17 protein-coding genes and 1 tRNA gene are annotated in these 19,905 nt (G+C 64.5%); 8 read left to right on the forward strand and 10 right to left on the reverse strand.

What is annotated here, in order from left to right; translation table 11 throughout:
- Positions 1-116: 116 nt before the first annotated feature.
- On the forward strand, positions 117-2,540 hold the full coding sequence (locus tag I6F12_RS18525) for a lytic transglycosylase domain-containing protein (RefSeq protein ID WP_225157014.1): 2,424 nt from the start codon (positions 117-119) through the stop codon (positions 2,538-2,540).
- A 264-nt stretch (positions 2,541-2,804) separates the two neighbouring features.
- Positions 2,805-2,966: a DUF3551 domain-containing protein gene (locus I6F12_RS18530; protein WP_345944193.1), complete on the forward strand. Its 162-nt coding sequence runs from the start codon at positions 2,805-2,807 to the stop codon at positions 2,964-2,966.
- A 129-nt stretch (positions 2,967-3,095) separates the two neighbouring features.
- Here I6F12_RS18530 and I6F12_RS18535 read toward each other — a convergent pair whose 3' ends face one another.
- On the reverse strand, positions 3,096-4,625 hold the full coding sequence (locus I6F12_RS18535) for a porin (RefSeq protein ID WP_225144645.1): 1,530 nt from the start codon (positions 4,623-4,625) through the stop codon (positions 3,096-3,098).
- Between the two features lie 749 nt (positions 4,626-5,374).
- Between I6F12_RS18535 and I6F12_RS18540 the strand changes: the two genes are divergently transcribed.
- Positions 5,375-5,464: transfer RNA gene (locus I6F12_RS18540), tRNA-Ser, on the forward strand.
- A gap of 532 nt (positions 5,465-5,996) precedes the next feature.
- Positions 5,997-8,018 carry a tetratricopeptide repeat protein gene (locus I6F12_RS18545; protein WP_225156969.1) on the forward strand — a complete coding sequence of 674 codons (2,022 nt, stop codon included), beginning with the start codon at positions 5,997-5,999 and terminating at the stop codon, positions 8,016-8,018.
- Positions 8,019-8,077: 59 nt separating this feature from the next.
- On the opposite strand, the gene I6F12_RS18550 is transcribed toward I6F12_RS18545, so the two are convergent.
- The 8 genes from I6F12_RS18550 to I6F12_RS18585 form a co-directional block, all read right to left on the reverse strand.
- Positions 8,078-8,344, reverse strand: coding sequence for a hypothetical protein (locus I6F12_RS18550; RefSeq protein ID WP_225156970.1), 267 nt, complete (start codon positions 8,342-8,344; stop codon positions 8,078-8,080).
- A gap of 1,571 nt (positions 8,345-9,915) precedes the next feature.
- Complete coding sequence (gene gatB, locus I6F12_RS18555; protein ID WP_128265294.1) at positions 9,916-11,394, reverse strand: Asp-tRNA(Asn)/Glu-tRNA(Gln) amidotransferase subunit GatB; 1,479 nt, start codon at positions 11,392-11,394, stop codon at positions 9,916-9,918.
- Complete coding sequence (locus tag I6F12_RS18560) at positions 11,391-11,693, reverse strand: hypothetical protein (protein WP_225156971.1); 303 nt, start codon at positions 11,691-11,693, stop codon at positions 11,391-11,393. The genes gatB and I6F12_RS18560 overlap by 4 nt, the downstream gene beginning before the upstream one ends.
- Positions 11,684-13,159: an Asp-tRNA(Asn)/Glu-tRNA(Gln) amidotransferase subunit GatA gene (gene gatA, locus I6F12_RS18565; RefSeq protein WP_109143520.1), complete on the reverse strand. Its 1,476-nt coding sequence runs from the start codon at positions 13,157-13,159 to the stop codon at positions 11,684-11,686. Before gatA ends, I6F12_RS18560 begins: the two co-directional genes overlap by 10 nt.
- On the reverse strand, positions 13,156-13,368 hold the full coding sequence (locus I6F12_RS18570) for a hypothetical protein (RefSeq protein WP_109143519.1): 213 nt from the start codon (positions 13,366-13,368) through the stop codon (positions 13,156-13,158). The genes gatA and I6F12_RS18570 overlap by 4 nt, the downstream gene beginning before the upstream one ends.
- A gap of 14 nt (positions 13,369-13,382) precedes the next feature.
- A complete protein-coding gene (gene gatC / locus I6F12_RS18575; RefSeq protein ID WP_036025530.1) occupies positions 13,383-13,670 on the reverse strand; it encodes an Asp-tRNA(Asn)/Glu-tRNA(Gln) amidotransferase subunit GatC in 288 nt (95 codons plus the stop codon).
- A gap of 76 nt (positions 13,671-13,746) precedes the next feature.
- The gene (locus I6F12_RS18580; protein ID WP_225125099.1) at positions 13,747-14,823 is read right to left on the reverse strand and encodes a nitronate monooxygenase family protein; all 1,077 of its coding nucleotides are present in this window, start codon (positions 14,821-14,823) and stop codon (positions 13,747-13,749) included.
- A gap of 118 nt (positions 14,824-14,941) precedes the next feature.
- Positions 14,942-15,985, reverse strand: a complete 1,044-nt coding sequence (locus tag I6F12_RS18585) for a nitronate monooxygenase (RefSeq protein ID WP_225125098.1) — start codon at positions 15,983-15,985, stop codon at positions 14,942-14,944.
- Positions 15,986-16,084: 99 nt separating this feature from the next.
- On the opposite strand from I6F12_RS18585, the gene I6F12_RS18590 reads away from it, so the two are divergent.
- Entirely contained in the window at positions 16,085-16,975 is an 891-nt protein-coding gene (locus tag I6F12_RS18590; protein ID WP_036025534.1) for a LysR family transcriptional regulator, read from the forward strand.
- A 201-nt stretch (positions 16,976-17,176) separates the two neighbouring features.
- Positions 17,177-18,112 carry a cyclase family protein gene (locus I6F12_RS18595; RefSeq protein WP_036015077.1) on the forward strand — a complete coding sequence of 312 codons (936 nt, stop codon included), beginning with the start codon at positions 17,177-17,179 and terminating at the stop codon, positions 18,110-18,112.
- 58 nt (positions 18,113-18,170) lie between these two features.
- On the opposite strand, the gene I6F12_RS18600 is transcribed toward I6F12_RS18595, so the two are convergent.
- Complete coding sequence (locus tag I6F12_RS18600) at positions 18,171-18,386, reverse strand: hypothetical protein (protein ID WP_225125097.1); 216 nt, start codon at positions 18,384-18,386, stop codon at positions 18,171-18,173.
- Between the two features lie 47 nt (positions 18,387-18,433).
- On the opposite strand from I6F12_RS18600, the gene ruvX reads away from it, so the two are divergent.
- Together ruvX and I6F12_RS18610 are read left to right on the forward strand one after the other, a co-directional pair.
- Positions 18,434-18,925 (forward strand): Holliday junction resolvase RuvX, encoded by a 492-nt coding sequence (ruvX, locus tag I6F12_RS18605; protein ID WP_036025537.1) that lies wholly within the window; start codon positions 18,434-18,436, stop codon positions 18,923-18,925.
- A 3-nt stretch (positions 18,926-18,928) separates the two neighbouring features.
- Complete coding sequence (locus I6F12_RS18610; protein WP_225125096.1) at positions 18,929-19,852, forward strand: AEC family transporter; 924 nt, start codon at positions 18,929-18,931, stop codon at positions 19,850-19,852.
- Positions 19,853-19,905 lie beyond the last annotated feature (53 nt).

Here is a 19,905-nt window from a genome sequence, read left to right on the forward strand (position 1 = left end):
CATATTCAAGCAAATTCAGCTAGGTCTTGAGCCACTTCACTGATTCGGGGCGACGAAACGCCGTGACCTCCTTTGCATCTGCCGCGTGGCGATCCCTGGGTATGGCATTGTGCCTGATGGCCGGGCTGTCGATGGACTGTGCCGCATTCGCCAAGTCCAACGAGACGGCCGCGGAGACCAAGGATCCCGCCAAGCCAGCAGCCAAGGACGCCGCGAATGGCTCGGCCAAGGGATCAACCAAGGAAACGGCGAAGGATACGGCCAAGGGAACCGGCAAGGACGCCGCGAAGGCCGCAAGCAAGGGTACGCCTGGCACCCCCGCCAAGGACGCCGCGAAGAAGCCGGACGCCGGCAAGAACGCCAGCAAGGAACCGGCGAAGGACAAGCCCAAAGACAAACCCAAGCCTGCGGCCACCGCTCCCGTTGCCACGGCACCTGCTTCCGCGCCAAAGGCAGCGCCGACTGCGAGCGGCGCGCCGCCCAAGGCAGCCCCCGCCCCGGCCGTGACTGCCACCGTCAAACCGACTGCGCCGGCCCCAGCCAGACCGGCCGCAGCTCCCATACTGGCGCCTGCAACGCGCCAGCATGCAGCGCCGCGCAAGCCGGTCATCCCGGCCGCCGTCGCTGCGACATCGTCGACGTCGCAGGCTGACAAGGACACCCTGGAGAGCGTCATCGAGCTCGTGCGTAAGCGCAAGGCCGGCGACGCCACCAATGCCGCGGCCGGCATCTCCGATCCGGTCGCGCGAAAGCTCGCCGAATGGATCATCCTGCGCAGCGAGGACAACGGCGCGACCGTGGAACGCTATCGCGCCTTCCTCTCAGCCAATCCGAGCTGGCCGTCGCAGACCTTCCTGCGCCGGCGGCTCGAGGCCGCGATGTGGGACGACAGGCGCGACGAGTCGGTCGCGTGGTCGTGGTTCGAGAACGAGTCGCCGATCTCCGCCAAGGGCCGCTTCACGCTCGCCAGGGCGATGCTGGCGCGCGGCGACCGCGCCAATGCCGAGCGGCTGGTGCGGGACGCCTGGCGCGCCGATCCGATGTCGGAAGACACCGAGAACAACGCACTCGACCAGTTCGGCGCCCTGCTCACGCCGGGCGACCAGAAAGCGCGGATGGACAACCTGCTCTACGGCAGCGAGAACGAGGCGGCGCTACGCGCCGCCAAGCGTCTCGGCGCCGGCTATGTCGCGCTCGCCAAGGCCCGCATCGCCGCGGTCAAGAAAGCGCCGAACGCGCGGGCGCTGCTCGATGCCGTGCCGCGCGAGCTGCACGGCGATCCCGGCTTCATCTTCAGCAAGATCCAGCTGCTGCGCCGCGAGGAGAAGTTCACTGAAGCCGCCCAGCTGATGCTGTCGGCGCCGAAGGATCCGGGTCGCCTCCACAATCTCGACGAATGGTGGATCGAGCGGCGCCTCCTGGCGCGCAAGATGATCGACACCGAGGAATTCCGCAGCGCCTATCTGATCGCGCGCGACGCCGCCCTGCCCTCGCGCGACATCTACAAGACCGAGCAGGAGTTCACCGCCGGCTGGATCGCGCTGCGCTTCCTCAACGATCCCGCGACCGCCGCCCAGCATTTTGCTCGCATCGGCGTCGGCAGCGTCAATCCCACCGCTCTGGCGCGTGCCGGCTATTGGCAGGGCCGCGCTGCCGAGGCGATGGGCCGCCAGCAGGAGGCACGCAACGCCTATGCGCGGGCGGCCGAGCAATCGACCAGCTATTACGGCCAGCTCGCGCGCGCAAAGCTCGGCCTGCCGCAGATCGAGCTCAACAGCCAGCCGCGCGGTCGCGGCGCCGAGCGGCTCGAGATCGTGCGCGCCGCGCAACTGCTCTACGAGCTGGACGAGCGCGAGTTCGCGATACCGCTGCTCGCCGACATGGGCGAGAACGGCGATCCCGAGGCGCTCGCGGGCCTCGGCGAGCTCACCCAGCGCTACAGCGACGCGCGCGGCATGCTGCTGCTCGGCAAGGCCGCGCTCAACCGCGGCCTCCCGTTCGACTTCTACGCCTACCCCGTCAACGGCATCCCTCAGTTCACGCCGATCGGCCCCGAGGTCGAACGCAGCATCATCTATGCGATTGCGCGGCAGGAGAGCGCGTTCAACCCGTCGGTGGTCTCGCCGGCGCAGGCCTACGGGCTGATGCAGGTGACGCCGGATGCCGCCCGCTACGTCTGCAGGCGCCACGGCGCAACCTACGACCTGGGGCGGCTGAAGAACGACTCCGTCTACAACGCCACGCTCGGCTCGGCCGAGCTCGGTGGACTACTCGAGGATTATCGCGGCTCCTACATCATGACCTTCGCCGCCTACAATGCCGGCCGCGGCAGCGTGAAGAAGTGGGTCGAGCGTTACGGCGATCCGCGCGACCCCAAGGTCGACGCGGTCGACTGGGTCGAGCTGATTCCGTTCTCCGAGACGCGCAACTATGTGCAGCGGATCATGGAAAACCTTCAAGTCTACCGCGCCCGTTTCGGCGGCGGCACCCGCTTGCAGATCGAAGCCGATCTGCGCCGCGGCGCGGTCAGCGTGCAGTAACGGGCGTCGATGGTCCGTTAGAATCAGAGCCTGGTTGCTGGGCAGGGCTCGGCAGGATTCGTCGACGGCACCAGCGACCTGACGATAGAATTGCGCCAAGCGTTTCCACGCGCCGGTTAGCTTATGCCTCACAAGGCTGGGAACGTGTCACGCTGCGCGTGGTCGGTGCGTTCCTGTTCGCAGCCGTGATCTCGTCGGGCCTCGCGACCGGCGGCTCCCCCCTTCGGCAAGAACCGCCATCCTGCCCAGCCACAGGTAACCGGCATCCAGGATCGCTATTGCCTGCAAGAACGGCGTTGGGAGAATCCTGGCAACTGCCAGTTGTCCAATTACAGCCAGTGCATGGCGACCGCGTCGGGCACAATCGATGCCTGCGGTCTCAACCCGACCTATGCCTTCAAGGAGTGGAAGGGCATGAGATGGTAGTTTGATAGCACTTTGCCGACATTCCAGCTTGCGAGCCAACAAGGTCCGCACGTTAGGCGAAGCGCTACGCTCCAAAGAAAAACCCCGGCAGTTTCCTGCCGGGGTTCATGGATCAACCTAGGGTCGATCTTAGAAGTTGCGCTGAGCGCGCAGGAGCATCTGCAGGTTGCCCTGATCCTTCAGCTCGTAGGTGGCTGCGGGCTTGGCAACAGCCAGGTTGGCCGTGTTGGCGCCCGTGACAACGCCAGAGTGCTTCTGGTCGAGCCAGACGTAGCTCACGTCAGCCGTGAAGGCGAGACCCTTGACCGGAGTCCAGACCAAGTTGCCGCCGATAACCGCAAGGTTGAAGTCGGGGTTACAGGTCGAGCCAGCGGCGGGGGCCAGAGCAGCAGCGAAGTTGGCGCAGATCAGAGCCTTGCTTTGATCGCCGTAGCGGAGCGAAGCATAAGCACCATAGATGCCCGACGCCCAGTTCGGGGACCAGTTGTGGGTATAACCACCGCGGAAGCCCCAAGTCTTGACGGTCTCGATACCGAGACCGGAACCGAACACGCCATCAGCGATACCGGCAAAGCCGATGCTCTGATAAGCGATGCCGCTGCCGCCGTAGATGAAGATGGTCTGCGGGAACAGGCTCTGGAAGTTGTACCGCGAAGCACCGTCGGTGTAGACCGCCTGCAAGTTGATCGAGTCACCCGCGCCGGTCGGGATGTTCTTGATCGACAAGGCACCCTGCACCGCCCAGCCCCACTTGTCAGACGGATGACCCGTGAGCTCCGTCGTACCGTAATAAGCCGAGTGGAGTTCGTGCGCCGCCGCCGAGATCTGGAACAGACCCCAAGCCTGATCGACACGAACCTGACCGACGATGTCGGGCATGCGCGTGCCACCCCAATCGTTGACACCGTAGATGCCCTGGATGAAGGCAGCGCCCGCAGCTGCAGTCGTGGCGAAGCCACCCACTGCACCGGCAACGCCCGTCACGCTCGCGTTCCAGAGGTTGGACTGGCCGCCAGCGGCGGTCGTCATATCCTGCAACGCGACCGAACCCGTGATGCCCTGGCCGAAATCAGCCGTGTAGGCGACCTGGTTCACACCGGTGACGTTGTTGCTGCCGCCCGGAAGGAAGTCGGGACCGCCAGCCGGATAGCTCTGCCACGGTGCGTCGAAGATCGAGACGGTGCGGCCGAAGGTGAAACCAGCGAACTGGATGAACGCATGGTAGAGGCCGAGCGAAGCCGAACCGGTCGAGATGGTCGAGGGACTGCTGAAGGTCGTGGAAGTCGAATCCCAGCTGAAGACCGTATCGGCATAGGTGCGGACCACGCCGTACTCGGTTGCCGTACGGGTATCGATGGTGAAGTCCAAACGAGCGCGGGTCTGGTAGTAGTTGTCCAGACGGTTGTTGGCGCCGCCGGGAGCACCCTGGCCAATGCCGTAGTCGCTGTTCGTGTTAAACAGCATGTCGGCACGCAGATAACCGCCGAACTTGATGCAGGTGTCGGTGCCCGGGATGTAGTAGAATCCAGCACCGTACAGGGAGCAGATCTTCACGTACTCGACCGCCTTGGCCTTCACGGGGAGATCGGCTGCCTGAGCTCCGCCCACGGCGATCAGACCCGCCGCTGAGCCGAGCAAAAGGCTCTTAACCAACTTCATGTTAAACCTCCAAGTTGCTCTTCAGGGAAGGTCACTGACCGGACGGCCAATTCCCCAACCCCCTCTAAATCACCGCTTTCGGCCCCTTCGCGTCTTCGGACACACCCGCATGAACGCGAGGGACTTAAGCGAATGACCTAAACGGGACGACCTCGGGATGCCCCCCTCCGTCGCTCAGTCACAATTACCGAACGTCCTTGCACACACAACAAGAGAACGCTCCGAAACGGGCCGGTGCAGCGTGTTTTCCAACGGGTGTTGCACAAATAACACGCAGATGTGATCAAACCGCTCTCGTAACGCATTGTTTACATTGAAGTTTTCGGAGCGGTTCCAAATGCCCTCAAAGTTCCGCACATGAGGCGCCGCGCGCGAGAGCTCGGCTTGAGCCAGCTTTGAGGCGCTCGAATCGTGGAATCAGAAGGAGACTCAGTGGGCAGGCATCGACCCGCCTCCCCGCCGCGCAAACTGACCCAGGCAGCCTGCAAATACCTCCGCCGGCCGGGGCTCGCCATCACTCTCTATATGGAAGTCACGGCTGGCGGGATAATCGGGCCGGACAGCTCGGCGAGCGAGGACGCAGAGGTGCTAGTCCTTCTTTGCACCTTTGAATTTCCTCGAAAATTCAGCGCCACGCCCTGATCCGAGCGCAAACCCGTCTGGTTTCGCAAATCACTGGGAATATTCGAGCGAAAACACGCGCTTCCAAATTGACCAGCCCGAGCAAATAGATGCATAAGGCTCGCACCGGAGAGGTGGCCGAGTGGCTGAAGGCAACGCTTTGCTAAAGCGTCATACGGTCTCAAGCTGTATCGAGGGTTCGAATCCCTCCCTCTCCGCTACCCCAGAATCCCGGAAGCAGAATCAAGGTCGCTGCGCGCGTCCAGCGGAAGGCGATGGGCGACGCCGGTACGAAAGTTCCGCACAAGGATGAGGGCGGCGAGCCCGCGCGATTCGCGCGCTCCTTATATATGTGAGCCCCCACCTAAATGCCGGATCGCCAGACCCGCCAATGCGAGGGCGCTATCAGCACGGCCTCATCGGCCCAAACATTGAACCAGATGCCGCCCTTACGCCGGCATGGAAAGGACCATGGCACAATACCTGTTTTGTGCAGACGCCCGAGTTCCAGGTCGCACTCGTCGGGAGCGATCTGAATCGGCAGCCATCGTCCATTCGTAGCCTGGTTGCTCATGCCGTCGGATTCTAGGCGACGCCATGAAGAGGAAACTTGCTCCAGCGCAAGCGCGTCCGCCCGTGCGAATGAGCGCAGGCGGCGCGGCCGTTGTTCTCGCCGGCAAAGGTGACTAGAGTTTTTGCACCATTTCGCCCGAGCACAGACCCCCCTACGTCGGGTCGAGAACCCATTGCATGTCGCAACAAGGCCGCAACAAGGGAGCCTCGGCCCCCTCCTCACTCCATCCGTCAGCTATTCTGGACCAGGCAATTGCGGCGCACCGTTCGGGCAATCTGTCGGAAGCGGAACGGGCCTACACGACCATTCTGAAGGGAAGCAGAACGCATGCCGTCGCGCTCCATATGCTGGGGCTGTTGCACGCCCAGCGCGGCCATTTTGCGGATGCCGAGCCTTTGCTGAAGAAGGCTGCACGCGTCGACCCCGGCAATCCCGACGTTCTTTTCAACTATGCCAACGTGCTGCGCGCGCTGGACAAGCCGGACGATGCGCTCGTCTGGCTTGCGAAAGTAATCGCCCTGGCTCCGAACTTCGCGGACGCGCATCTCAATCGCGGAGCGATCCTCATTGCACGGCAGCAGCTTCGCGACGCCATAGCCGAGTTTGATCGCGCCATTGCGATCGCACCGTCGAGCGCCGCGTTCGCCAACCGAGGCAGCGCGTTGCAGCAGCTTGGTCGACTCGAGGAAGCGCGTGACAGCTACGCCCGCGCCATCGAGCTTGCACCGGCCGACCCACAGAACCATTTCGCGTTGTCTGAGGTTCTTGGCCAGCTGGGGCGAGACGACGAAGCGATCGTGGCTCTGGAACGAACGGTCGCACTTGATAAGACGTTCCCGTTTGCGCTGAGCAACCTCGTTGCTTGCAAGCGGAAGCGCGCCGACTGGAGCAGCTTCGAACGTGAACAGGCCACTATGGAAGACGCTGCCGAGGCAGGCGTGCCGGTCGACCCCTTCACCTTCTTTCATGTCTCCTCATCGCCTGCACGCCAATTGACCTGCGCGAAGGCCTATGTCGCCAAGGTGACCCCCGACGGGGGTGCCGCCAGGCCCGGAACGCCGAGACCGGCGTCCCGGCTCCGGATCGCGTACATGTCGGCCGATTTTCGCAGTCATGCCACCGCGTATTTGATGGCCGGAATCTTCGAGGCGCACGACCGCGAGCGCTTCGACGTCACCGCTATCTCCCACGGGCCCGACGACGACAGCCAGATGCGCAACCGCCTGAGGGCCGCATTCGAACGTTTTGAAGATGTCAGCGATCTCGCCGACGAGGACGTCGTCAAGCTGATCGGCCAGCTCGGGATCGAGGTTCTCGTCGATCTCGGCGGCTTCACCGCCGGTGCGCGGCCGAAAATCATTGCGCGCCGGCCGGCTCCTATCCAGGTCAGCTATCTCGGCTTTCCCGGCACGATGGGCGCCCCCTATGTCGACTATCTCATGGCCGACCGGATCGTCATCCCCGAAGCAGAGCAGCCTTATTACGCCGAGAAGGTGATCTATCTTCCCAATAGCTACCAGGCGACCGACGCGAAGCGACCGCTCCCGTCAAATCCACCGAGCCGGAGCCAGCTCGGACTGGCGGACGATGCGTTCGTCTACTGCGCGTTCAACAGAAGCCCCAAGATCACGCCCCCGTTGTTCGGCGTCTGGATGCGGCTGCTCGACAAGACCCCCGGAAGCGTCCTTTGGCTGCTAGATGGTGACCCGGTCGCCATGGAGAATCTCAAGCGCGAAGCCGTTGCGCGGGGGATTGTCGCCGAGAGAATCGTGTTCGCTCCGCGCGTCCCTGCTGAGGAGCATTTGGCGCGCCACCAGGTTGCCGATCTGTTCCTGGACACATTGCCTTACAACGCCCACACCGGGGCCAGCGACGCCCTGTGGGCCGGCTTGCCGGTCCTGACGTGCCTTGGGACCACTTTTGCCGGACGCGTTGCAGCCAGTCTCCTGAACGCCGTAGGCCTTCCCGAGCTGGTGACGCGATCGCTGGAGGAATATGAGGCTTTGGCACTTCGAATCGCGCACGATTCCGAACTTCGCGTCGCGCTCAGGAGCAAGCTGGCGGCGCGCCGGACCACTTGGCCGCTTTTCGATACTGTCCGCATGACGCGGGATATCGAAAAGGCATTCGACGAAATCTGGCGCAGGCATTGCGCCGGCGAAGCGCCGGCCTCGTTTGCCGTGCAAACCTCGACCTGAAGCCGCCGCGGCGCGATGGCGCCGCCCGGTCAAGGTCCGGTTCCCAACCGAAGTGACGCTCAGTGCGCGCAGACCCAGGCTCTCGCCTCACGCTGCGCGATGGAGATCTCGGTCTCCGACATCTGCCCGGCGATTTCCTGGCGCAGCGCCACAGCGTCCTTGCGGCCCTTCAGCGCGGCGAGATTGAACCATTTGTGCGCGGCGACGAGATCGACGATGCCGGAGCGGCCGCTCGCCCAATAGATCCCGCGCTCGAACAGCACGTCCGACAGCGCGCTCGCATCGACCGGCGTCGCCGTCTCCAGATCGAAAGTACCCTGAAACATCACGCATCCCCTTTGTTCTTATGCCGCCTCGTCCCCCGAGCGCGGCTCCCGTCCAACCTCTGATGTGCATGACCCGTCCCGGGACGGTGCACTGTTCAACTCTTCCCCATCGCCGTTTGCCGGCTTGTTGGAGGCGATGATGGCGGGCAAATTTGAATGGCAGTTTAAGCATCGCGATGAAGCAGACGTAAACGCGGGCGCGCGCCTCCTGCGCCGAGAATTCAAGAAGTCCATGATTCGCAGGGACTTCTGTCATTCGTCAGATTCGGTTTACCTTGGGATTTCAGGACATCGATAACCATCGCGCGCGGTGGCGCAGGTCATGTGGTTGCTTTTCTTCAACTGGCGTCACCCGCGCCCTCGCTACGCCAAGGCTTCCACGGTATGCGGTCTCGGGCCGCCGAAGCGGCGAAGGTGGCAGGCGGGTGACCGAGTATTCCAGCGGCCGCAATCGTTCCACGACAAGCCGCGCGTGCTGGATCGGCCCGTCGGAGCCGGGCGGCGACACCGCTGGGCGAAACGGCGCGCGATCACGCCACGGGCCGCCTTGCCTCTCCAAGCCAAGCGATCAAGCCGGCACGACAGAAGCGCGCTCGGACGCGACGCGATCAAATCAACGATGTGAGGGGGAGGAATGCCGGCAATGCCCCGGCTTCAAGGGAACGAGGGCGTCGGCGAACACGTCAGGACCAGATTCCACTTTGGCCCGAAGGCCTGTCGTGAAATTGCGGAGCCCGTTTGAGGAGAACCGCACCGAACGAAGAAAACTCGTTTCTTCTGCCGGACCGCGAAAGAGAACGGTCCGACCGTTGACCTGATGTCTCGCCGACACCCTCTATCGTCGACCAGAACCTCTAGGAGGCGCTGATGACGTGCCGGCTATCTGGAGCCGGCAACTTCAGAAGCGAAGTTACTTCTTCTTCTTCGCGACCTTGCGGGTCTTCTTCGCAGTCTTCTTCACTGCGCTCTTCGCCTTCTTCGCCTTCTTCGCTTTCTTGGCCATGTTGCCCTCCGATGTGTGAGATGGCTTTAATCGCTGCGTGCACTCGGGGATCGAATGCACTCATCCCGAATACACCAACACGAAGAAAAAAACAGCTTCTCGCTTAAAGAAGTGTTGACGCAGCAAGGCGCCTGCGCTTGGCGGGCGCGACGCAGGCGCTTCGTACGACGTGCACTTGCGATCATGCAGAGCGCTCGCATCGCCGACGTTCGCGAACGATGCGATTGCACGAAAACACTATGCAGCAAGTATTTTTTCGCACGCGCGTATCGCGCGCGACCAACGCAGCGATGCGCATCGACAATCGTGCGGTCGCCTCGCAAAGGCGTTTCGCGGACTCTGAGTCGCGATTTTTGGCAACGAAAATATTTTCATGCTTAACGGCGCGGGCGCTCGCCGGAGCGCGTTCAAGCCGCCGTTTCGGGCGAATCGCGCGGCGGCGATTCGCCCCGCCGCATCGCCGTCGATCAGGATGAAGTTTGCCGTCGAGGATGCGCGCGAGCGTCGCAGCGAGAACCAAAAGCGAGGTGACGAAACGCGTCCGTCACCTCGTTCGAATGGGTCAGGCTTAGACGCCGAGCTTGGACTTGAGCAGGTCGTTGACGCTCTGCGGGTTGGCCTTGCCGCCGGATGCCTTCATGACCTGGCCGACGAACCAGCCGAGCGATTGCGGCTTGTCCTTCACCTGCGCCGCCTTGTCGGGATTGGCCGCGATGATGTCGTCGACCACCTTTTCGATCGCTGAGAGATCCGTGACCTGCTTCATGCCACGGCTTTCGACCAGCGCGCGGGGATCGCCACCCTCCTGCCAGACGATTTCGAACAGATCCTTGGCGATCTTGCCCGAGATAGTACCCTCGCCGATCAGGTCGATGATCGCAGCCAGTTGCCCGGCATTGACGGGCGAGGCCGTAATATCCCGGCCTTCTTTGTTGAGACGGCCGAACAGCTCGTTGATCACCCAGTTCGCCGCCATCTTGCCGTCGCGCGCGCGGTTGGCGAGCTTGTCGAGCACCGTCTCGTAGAACAGCGCGCTCTCGCGCTCGGCGACCAGCACGCTCGCATCATAGGCCGAGAGGCCGAAATCGGCGACGAAGCGCGCCTTCTTCTGGTCCGGCAGCTCCGGCAGCTTCGCCTTCAGCGCGTCGACGAAGTCCTGGCTGAACTCCAGCGGCAACAGGTCGGGGTCGGGGAAGTAGCGATAGTCGTGCGCCTCCTCCTTCGACCGCATCGAGCGCGTCTCACCCTTGTTGGGATCGAACCGGCGCGTCTCCTGCTCGATCTCGCCCCCGTCCTCCAGGATCTCAATCTGGCGTCGCGCTTCATACTCGATCGCCTGGCCGATGAAGGCGATCGAGTTCATGTTCTTGATCTCGCAGCGGGTGCCGAGCGGCGCGCCGGGCCTGCGCACGGAGACGTTGACGTCGGCGCGCAAGGATCCCTTCTCCATGTCACCGTCGCAGGTGCCGAGGTAGCGCATGATCGAGCGCAACTTGGTCACATAGGCCTTGGCCTGCTCGGCATCGCGGATATCAGGCTTCGAGACGATCTCCATCAGCGCCACGCCAGATCGGTTGAAATCGATGTAGGACAGCGACGGCGACCGGTCGTGCAGCATTTTGCCGGGATCCTGCTCCAGATGCAGCCGCTCGATACCGATGGTGGCCGTCTTGCCGCCGTCGAGATCGATGATTACCTCACCCTCGCCCACGATGGGCGATTTGTATTGGCTGATCTGGTAGCCCTGCGGCAGGTCCGGATAGAAATAGTTCTTGCGGTCGAACACCGAGCGCAGGTTGATCTGCGCGTTGAGGCCGAGCCCGGTCCGGACAGCCTGCCTGACGCATTCCTCGTTGATGACCGGCAGCATGCCCGGCATCGCGACGTCGACCAGCGAGACGTGGCTGTTCGGCTCGCCGCCGAAAGCGGTAGATGCGCCCGAGAACAGTTTGGCGTTCGAGGTCACCTGGGCATGGATCTCCATGCCGATGACCATCTCCCAGTCACCAGTTGAGCCCTTGAGAAGCTTGTGCGTGGCCGTGCTCATGTCCTGCTCCCGAGCAGCGTGGCAGCGATCCGCTCCCACTCCGCTTCCAATGAATCCTTTGCCGCCGGCTGGCCGGCCTGGCGGTACCAATAGCCGGCATTGCCGAGATCGCCTTCGACGCGGTGCAAATAGGCATGCACCCAGGCGGCCTCGCGGCTGCTCTCGTCCTGGACGATCTTGTGCGCGCGGTCCCAGTCGCCCTTCGCCGCCCACCACAGGCCGGCGAGCGGCGCGTTCAGGTCCGGCGCGGGCGCCGCGCCACCGATGCTCGCGATGAAATCGGCGACATTCACCACCACCTCGCGGGCGTGAAGCGGCCGGCGGCCTGCTCGATCACCTCGCCGAGCGAGAACAGCGTCTCCTCGTCAAACGGACGGCCGATCAGTTGCAGCCCGAGCGGCAGGCCCTGCACGTCCTTGCCGGCGGGCACCGCGATGCCGGGCAGGCCCGCCATGTTCACGGTCACCGTGAAGATGTCGTTGAGATACATCTCGACCGGGTCGGCGCCGCCCTTCTCGCCGATGCCGAAGGCCGCCGACGGCGTCGCCGGGGTGAGGATGGCGTCGACGCCTTTGGCGAAGCAGTCCTCAAAATCCTTCTTGATCAGCGTGCGCACCTTCTGCGCGCGCAGGTAATAGGCATCGTAATAGCCGGCCGAGAGCACGTAAGTGCCGATCATGACGCGGCGGCGCACCTCGGCGCCAAATCCCTCCGCACGGGTGTTCTCGTAGAGCTCGATGATGTTCTTACCCTGCTCGCGCAGGCCGTAGCGCACGCCGTCATAGCGCGCCAGGTTGGACGAGGCCTCTGCCGGCGCCACGATGTAATAGGCCGGCAGCGCGTATTTGGTGTGCGGCAGCGACACCTCGACCAGCTCGGCACCGGCCGCCTTCAGCCACGCCGCGCCCTCACTCCACAGTTTCTCGATCTCGGCCGGCATGCCGTCGAGGCGATACTCCCGGGGGATGCCGATCTTCATGCCCTTCACGGACTTGCCGATCGCCGCCTCGTAGTCCGGCACGGGGATATCGACCGACGTCGTGTCCTTGGGATCGTGGCCGGCCATCGAGCGCAGCAGCATCGCGGCATCGCGTACGCTGCGCGCGATAGGGCCCGCCTGGTCGAGCGAGGAGGCAAAGGCGACGATGCCCCAACGCGAGCAGCGGCCATAGGTCGGCTTGATGCCGACGGTCGCGGTGAACGCGGCCGGCTGGCGGATCGAGCCGCCGGTATCAGTCGCGGTAGCGCCCATGCAGAGCAGCGCCGCCACGGCCGAGGCCGAGCCGCCGGACGAGCCGCCCGGCACCAGCGTGGTGTTGCTGCCCTCGCGCCGCCAGGGATTGCCGACGGGGCCGAAGCACGAGGTCTCGTTCGCCGAGCCCATCGCGAACTCGTCATTGTTGAGCTTGCCGAGCATCACCGCGCCGTCGCGCCAGAGCTGCGAGGTGACGGTGGACTCGTAGGTCGGCACGAAATTGCCGAGGATCTTCGAGCACGCCGTGGTGCGCACGCCCTTGGTCGCGAACAGGTCCTTGATGCCGAGCGGGATGCCGGCGAGCGGGCCCGCATCGCCCTTGGCGATCTTGCTGTCCGCCTCGCGCGCCATGGCGCGCGCCTGATCCGGCGTCTCCATCACGAAGGCGTTGAGCACGCGCGCTTTCTCGATCGCGGAAAGATGCGCATCGGTCAGCTCGAGCGACGTGAAAGTTTTTGCCGCGAGACCCTTGCGGGCCTCGGCGAGCGTCAGCGATATCAAATCGGTCATTTATTGATCGGGCTGCAGAAGAACGGAGACAGGGTCTTGTCGTCGGCCGGGTCGTCCTTTTTGGCGGCGGCTTTCGCGGCCGCCTCGAGCTCGTCGAGCACGGCATTGACGGCGACATTGGGGTCGGCAGCCTTGCCCTGCCGCTCCATCTTGTCGAGGTAGTTCATGTAGGCCTGATAGGCCTTCTCATCGTCGCAAAGCAGGCACATCGGACCTAACCTGTTTATTCAACGACCTTCGGCACCAGGAAGAAGTGACCTTCGGTCGCGGGCGCGTTGGCAACGATATCGTCGGCGATCCCGCCGTCGTCGACCACGTCCTGCCGCTTCTTCATCTGCATCGGGGTGACCGAGGTCATCGGCTCCACGCCCTCGACATTGACCTCCGAGAGCTGCTCGACGAAAGCGAGCATGGCGTTGAGCTCGCCCTGCAGATGCGGAACCTCGCCCTCGGAAACCGCAATGCGCGCCAGATGCGCGATGCGGCGGACGGTAGCGGCGTCGACGGACATTATATAAGGCCTCTTACGGCAAAACCTATGTGCCGTATAGCAGAGGCCGGTTTTGCGCCGCAACCGGCGCTTCCCCCTATCCGGCGAGGGTCTTCATGCGCCCCAGCGCCGATTTGGCGAGATCCCGGGTCAATTCGGCGGCGGGAAGCTCGCGGCCCAGCGCAACGGCCTGCCCTGCCCAGAGATTGGTGAAATCCACCCTGCCCTGCTTTTCGGCAGCCGCTTTCAGCGGCCCCAGCGCCGTCGCGGCGTGGGGAAACGGCGGCGCATCCGGCGAGATCGGACCGGCCTCGCGCATCAGCCGGTTCTGCACCCCGCGCGCAGGCCGGCCGGTCATGACATTGGTGATGACGGTGGAATCGTCCCGCGCCTCGGCCAGCGCCTTGCGGCCGCCCGCGCTGAGCTTGGATTCCGGGCAGCGCAGATAGGCGCTGCCGATCTGCACGCCGGCGGCACCGAGCGCGAAGGCCGCGGCAATGCCGCGTCCGTCGGCGATGCCGCCCGCCGCGATCACCGGCACCTTCACGGCATCGACGACCTGCGGCACCAGCGCGAAGGTGCCGGGCTGCTCGGCGATCTTGTCGGTCAGGAACATGCCGCGATGGCCGCCCGCCTCGGCACCTTGCGCAATCACGGCATCGACGCCGTGTTCTTCCAGCCAGACCGCCTCCTTCACCGTCGTCGCGGACGAGATGACGAGGCAACCCGCCGCCTTGACGCGCCGCAGCAGCGCTTGCTCCGGCAGGCCGAAATGGAAGCTGACGACCTCCGGCTTCAGCTCCTCGACCACTTCGCAGAACGCTGCATCGAACGGCGCGCGGTTCGCAGCCGCGATCGGCGCGGAGGGATCGAGACTGTGCTCGGAATAGTACCCCGCGAGCCGCTGCTTCCACCGCGCCTCGGCTTCGCGCGTCAACTCGACCGGCGTGTGGCAGAAGAAGTTCATGTTGACCGGCGCCTTGACGCGCTGGCGGATGAGACCAACCTGCTCGCGCGCCTTCTCCGGCGAGATCATCGCACACGGCAGCGACCCCAGCGCCCCGCCCTGCGCAGCCGCAATCACCAGGTCCGCATCCATCACGCCAGCCATCGGCGCCAGCACGATCGGAAATTCGGTCTTGAAAAGATCGATCAGTCGACGGTCAGGCCACATGATGCTTGCCTCGCATTCGCTCTTCCCTCTCCCCTTGTGGGAGAGGGTGGATCGCCGCGATAGCGGCGAGACGGGTGAGGGGTTTGCATCCGCGGAAGCAGACCTCTCAGATTTGACTTCACTCTCCGCGGAAAGAACCCCTCATCCGGCGCTGCGCGCCACCTTCTCCCACAAGGGGAGAAGGAAGAACACCTCTCGCTGAATTCCGGCGTCCTGCCAGCAACTGCTCCGCCTCCGCCGCAATCCGCTCGACGATCTCCGCCGCCGGTGGGATATCATGAATCAACCCAACCGCCTCGCCGGCGATCACGGCCGCGACATCGAAATTGCCCGCCGCCCTTGCTGCCGCATACTCGGAAGCGACTGCGGCAACATTCTGCATCAGCTCGACCTCGCGGCCGATCCAGCGCTTGGCATGATCGTTGACCAGGCACCGCCCGGTAAACGGCGCCGGCCAGACATTGTTGCGGGAGAGATCGAAGAGGATGCCGCGCACGGTCGAACCGGAGTTCGCCGCGCAGATGCGGCGCTTGGCCTCCTCCGCACCGTCGGCCTCCTGGCTGGCATAGAAGCGCGTGCCGAGCAGCACGCCGCTCGCGCCCAGCATCATCATGGCCGCGAGGCCGCGCCCATCCGCGATGCCGCCAGCCGCTACCACTGGAACGCGCCCCGCGACGAGATCGACGATGGCGGGCACGAGATCGACAGTGGTGCGCGAAGCGCCATGACCGCCCGCCTCCGTGCCTTGCGCAATCAGGATGTCAGCACCGGCATCGAGCGCCTGCCGCGCCATCGCTTCGTCCTGCACCTGGCAAATCAGGCGCGCGCCGGCGGACTTGATCTTGGGCGCGAACGGCGCGGGATCGCCGAACGACAACATGATCGCAACTGGTTTTGCAGCGAGCGCGACATCGAGAAGCTCGGGCCGCTTGGCGAGGCTCCAGGTGATGAAGCCGATCCCGAACGGTGCACTGAGGTCGGCGAGCTTCGCCGTCTCCTGCTCCAGCCAGATCCGTTCGCCATAGCCGCCGCCAAGAATGCCGAACCCGCCGGCGCGGCTCACCGCCGCGACCAGGCGGCTGCCGGCAATGACATCCATCGGCGCCAGCAGGATCGGATGCTCGATCCCCAGCAGCGTGGTCAGCGACGTCGTCATCGGCATACGGCTCCTCCCCGATCTGGACAGCGAGACTAGGCGCGACTAGCATTCTCGAAAATTGAATTGTTGCGAACGCTGCCATCTCAAAAGCAAAACGACACCATGGAACTCAGCGATATCAAGACCTTCGCCGCGGTCGCCCGCACCGGCGGCATCACCCGCGCCGCCGAGGAGCTCAACACCGTGCAGTCGAACGTCACCCAGCGCGTGAAGGCGCTGGAGGCGGAGATCGGCACGCCGCTGTTCGAGCGGCACTCGCGCGGCATGACGCTGACCGGTGCCGGCAAGCGCCTCCTCCCCTATGCGCAAAAGATGGCGGCGCTGTCGCGCGAAGCCTTGCTCGCCGCGCGCGACGATGGCGAGCCGAAAGGACCGCTCGCGATCGGCTCGATGGAGACCACGGCAGCCGTGCGATTGCCGCCGCTGCTCGCCGATTTCCACCGCCGCTTCCCGGCCGTGCGTCTTTCCTTGCGCACCGCGCCGACCGCCGACCTCGTCGCCCTCGTGCTCGACGGCACGCTTGACGGCGCCTTCGTCGCTGGACCCATCACGCATGACGACCTCACCGCGACGAGCGCGTTCCGCGAAGAGCTGGTGCTGGTCAGCGCGCGCCGCTGGGCCTCGCTCGCCGAGCTGCGCGCCGGCACGCCGGAGTCGGGTCCGACCGCGCTGGTGTTCCGCACCGGCTGCACCTATCGCCAGCGGCTCGAACAGATCTTCGTCGAATTCGGCTGGCCATCGGCGGCGCGCTTCGAGCTCGGCACGCTCGACGGCATGATCGGCTGCGTCGCCGCCGACATGGGCGTGACCCTGCTGCCGCGCGCCGTCGTGGAACGCAGCGCGATGAACGGCGCCGTCGCCGTCCACACGCTGAGCCCGTCACATGCACGTGTCGAAACACTCTTCATCCAGCGCCGCGCCGGACATCAATACAGCGCGCTGAGCGGTTTTGCCGATTGCCTGAAGAAGGACGAGGACGTCATCGCGGCATGACGGAGCGCCAACGTTCCACGCCACGAAATTCGTCACAAATCCATCGCGTTTGAATCGATCCGCGCTGCGTGCTGCCATCGCAGCGCAGCACTTCGAAAAGCTTTGAAGCCCGCGCTTCTTCTACGTTAGGATAAGTGACTGGCCAGCGCGAAACCATAAACGAAGCCAAAACATCGGCAGAAAACATCGGGAGGACTATTGATGCGCAATACGCTCGTGTTGTGCTGCGTCGCCGCGTTGTCGGCGATTTCAGGAACTTCAAGCGCACAGGACTGGACCAAATCGAAATGGGGGCCGAACGACGAGATCGGCGCCGCCAACTACATGACGCCCGAGCTCGTGGTGAAGGCGGCATCGCTGGTGAAGACCGGCAAGACCTACGCCCTCGGCATCCCCGTCACGCCGCAGACGCCCGCCTACCCGCCGCGCACCTTCAAGCTCACCATTGTGCAGCCCGGACAGGCCGGCACCCCGGGTCTCGGTCCGAACAAGGCCACTTACAACGACGACATCCTCGACAGCTGGGTCGGCATCGGCAGCCAGCTCGACGGGCTCGGCCATCTCGGCGTCGAGCACGTCTACTACAACGGCAACAAGCTGGCCGATTTCGCCGATCCCAATGGCTTGAAGAAGCTCGGCATCGAGAAGGTGCCGCCGATGGTCGCCCGCGGCGTGCTGCTCGACATGGCCGCCTATTTCAAGACCGACGTGGTGAAGGAAGGCACCGCCTTCAACGTCAAGGAGATCGAGGAAGCCGCCAAGCAGCAGAACGTCGAGATCCGCCAGGGCGATGTCGTCATCTTCCACACCGGCTGGCTCAGCCTGATCGGCAAGGACGACAAGCGCTACTCGGCCGGCGAGCCCGGCCTCGGCGTCGAAGGCGCGAAGTACCTCGCCGGCAAGGGCGTCGTCGCGGTCGGCGCCGACACCTGGGGGCTCGAGGTGTTGCCGTTCGAAGGCAAGACCGTGTTCGAGGTCCACCAGATTCTGCTCGCGATGAACGGGACCTATATCCTCGAGAACATGGACACCGCCGCGCTCGCCCGGGACAAGGGCTACGAATTCCTGTTCGTGCTGGGCCAGCCGCGCTGGACCGGCGCCGTGCAGGCCATGATCAACCCGATCGCGATCCGCTGAGCTGAAAACCGGGCGAGGAGCCGCTTGCCGCGCGGCAGGCCCCTCGCCCACCCCTCCGTCACCGCGGCCTCACCTGCCACCGCCGCAATGCCACGATGGCCCAGATCGCCTCGACCAGGCCGAGCGGCCAGGCGCCTTGCAGGAAGCCATAGGCCGACCCCAGCGCGCAGGACGCCGCGAACAGCAGCACGAACCAGTGGCTGCGATCCTCCAGGGCATAGCAGACCAGCATCGCCGTCACGGCAAACAGGCCGAATAGTGTCAGTGCATCCATGGTTATCAGTTCACCCCGCAGCGCGACGCATGATATGCGCTAAAGCCATGCCGGCTCCTATCCTGCCTCTCATCGATGCTGCAACCCACTGGCCCGCGCGCGGCGCGCTGGTCGGACTCGATTTGGGCACCAAGACCATCGGTGTTGCCGTATCCGACCCGGACCGGCGGCTGGCGACCGGAGTCGAGACGATCCAGCGCAAGCAGTTCAAGCAGGATGCCGCCAGGCTGCTGGCCATCGCCACCGAGCGCAAGGTGGTCGGCTTCGTGCTGGGCCTGCCCATCAACATGGACGGCAGCGAAGGGCCGCGCGCGCAATCGACCCGCGCCTTCGCGCGCAATCTGGCCGGATTGACCGCGCTGCCCATCGGTCTCTGGGACGAACGTCTTTCGACCGCGGCGGTCGAGCGCGAGCTGATTGGCATGGACGTCAGCCGCGCCAAGCGGGCCGAGGTGATCGACGAGCACGCCGCGATCTTCATCCTGCAAGGCGCACTCGATCGCCTTGCCAATCTTCGCACGAGCCCGGGACCGGACTGATCCATGGCCGTCGTCATCGCGGCGCTGCTGCCGGTCTTCATCCTGATCGTGCTCGGCATCGTGCTGAAGCGCAGCCTGATGCGACTCGACACGCAATGGCACGGGTTGGAGCAGCTGACCTATTTCGTGTTGTTTCCGATGCTGCTGATCCAGACCCTGGTAAAAGCCGACCTCTCCAAGGTGCCGGTCGCCGGCGTCGGCGGCGCGCTGCTGCTGTCGGCACTGGCGATGTCGCTGTTGTGCCTCGCGCTGCGCCCCGCCCTGTCGCGGCTCGGCATCGACGGCCCCGCCTTCACCTCGATCTTCCAGGGGGCGACGCGCTGGCAGACCTTCGTTGCGCTGTCGATCGCCGCCAATCTGTTCGGCGATGTCGGGCTGGCGCTCGCCTCCGTTGCGATGGTGGCGATCATCCCGCTCGTCAACGTGTTCAGCGTGTCGGTGCTCGCTCGTTACGCATCGCCGGAAAAGCAATCCGGCCGCGCCATCTTCATGACGTTGGTGCGCAATCCCTTGATCTGGGCCTGCGTCATCGGCCTTACTGTCAATGTCACCCACGTGCCGTTGCCAAGGCTCTGGCATGAGGTTGCAGACGCGCTCGGCAGTTCCTCCCTCGCCATCGGCCTGCTCGTCACAGGCGCGGGATTGCATCTCGAAGGGCTCTTCCGTCCAAGCCTCGGCGCAGCTGTCGGCGTCGTGTTCAAGCTCTTGCTGATGCCCGCGCTCGCGATGGGGCTCGGTCTCTGGTTCGGGCTTTCCGGCAACAGCCTGGCGATCGTGGCGATCTGTTCGGCTGTGCCGACATCGTCCAGCGCCTATGTCCTCGCCCGCCAGATGGGCGGCGACGCCCCGCTGCTGGCGCAGATCATCACGCTGCAGACGATCTTTGCAGCCATTACAATGCCGATCGCGATCGGGCTGGCGGCCTAGCACTCGTCAATTCGAGCGCACCTCTCTGACCTCGTCATTGCGAGGAGCTCTTG

The sequence above is a fragment of the Bradyrhizobium sp. IC4059 genome, assembly GCF_020193615.1.
GTDB classification, from domain to species: Bacteria; Pseudomonadota; Alphaproteobacteria; order Rhizobiales; family Xanthobacteraceae; genus Bradyrhizobium; species Bradyrhizobium yuanmingense.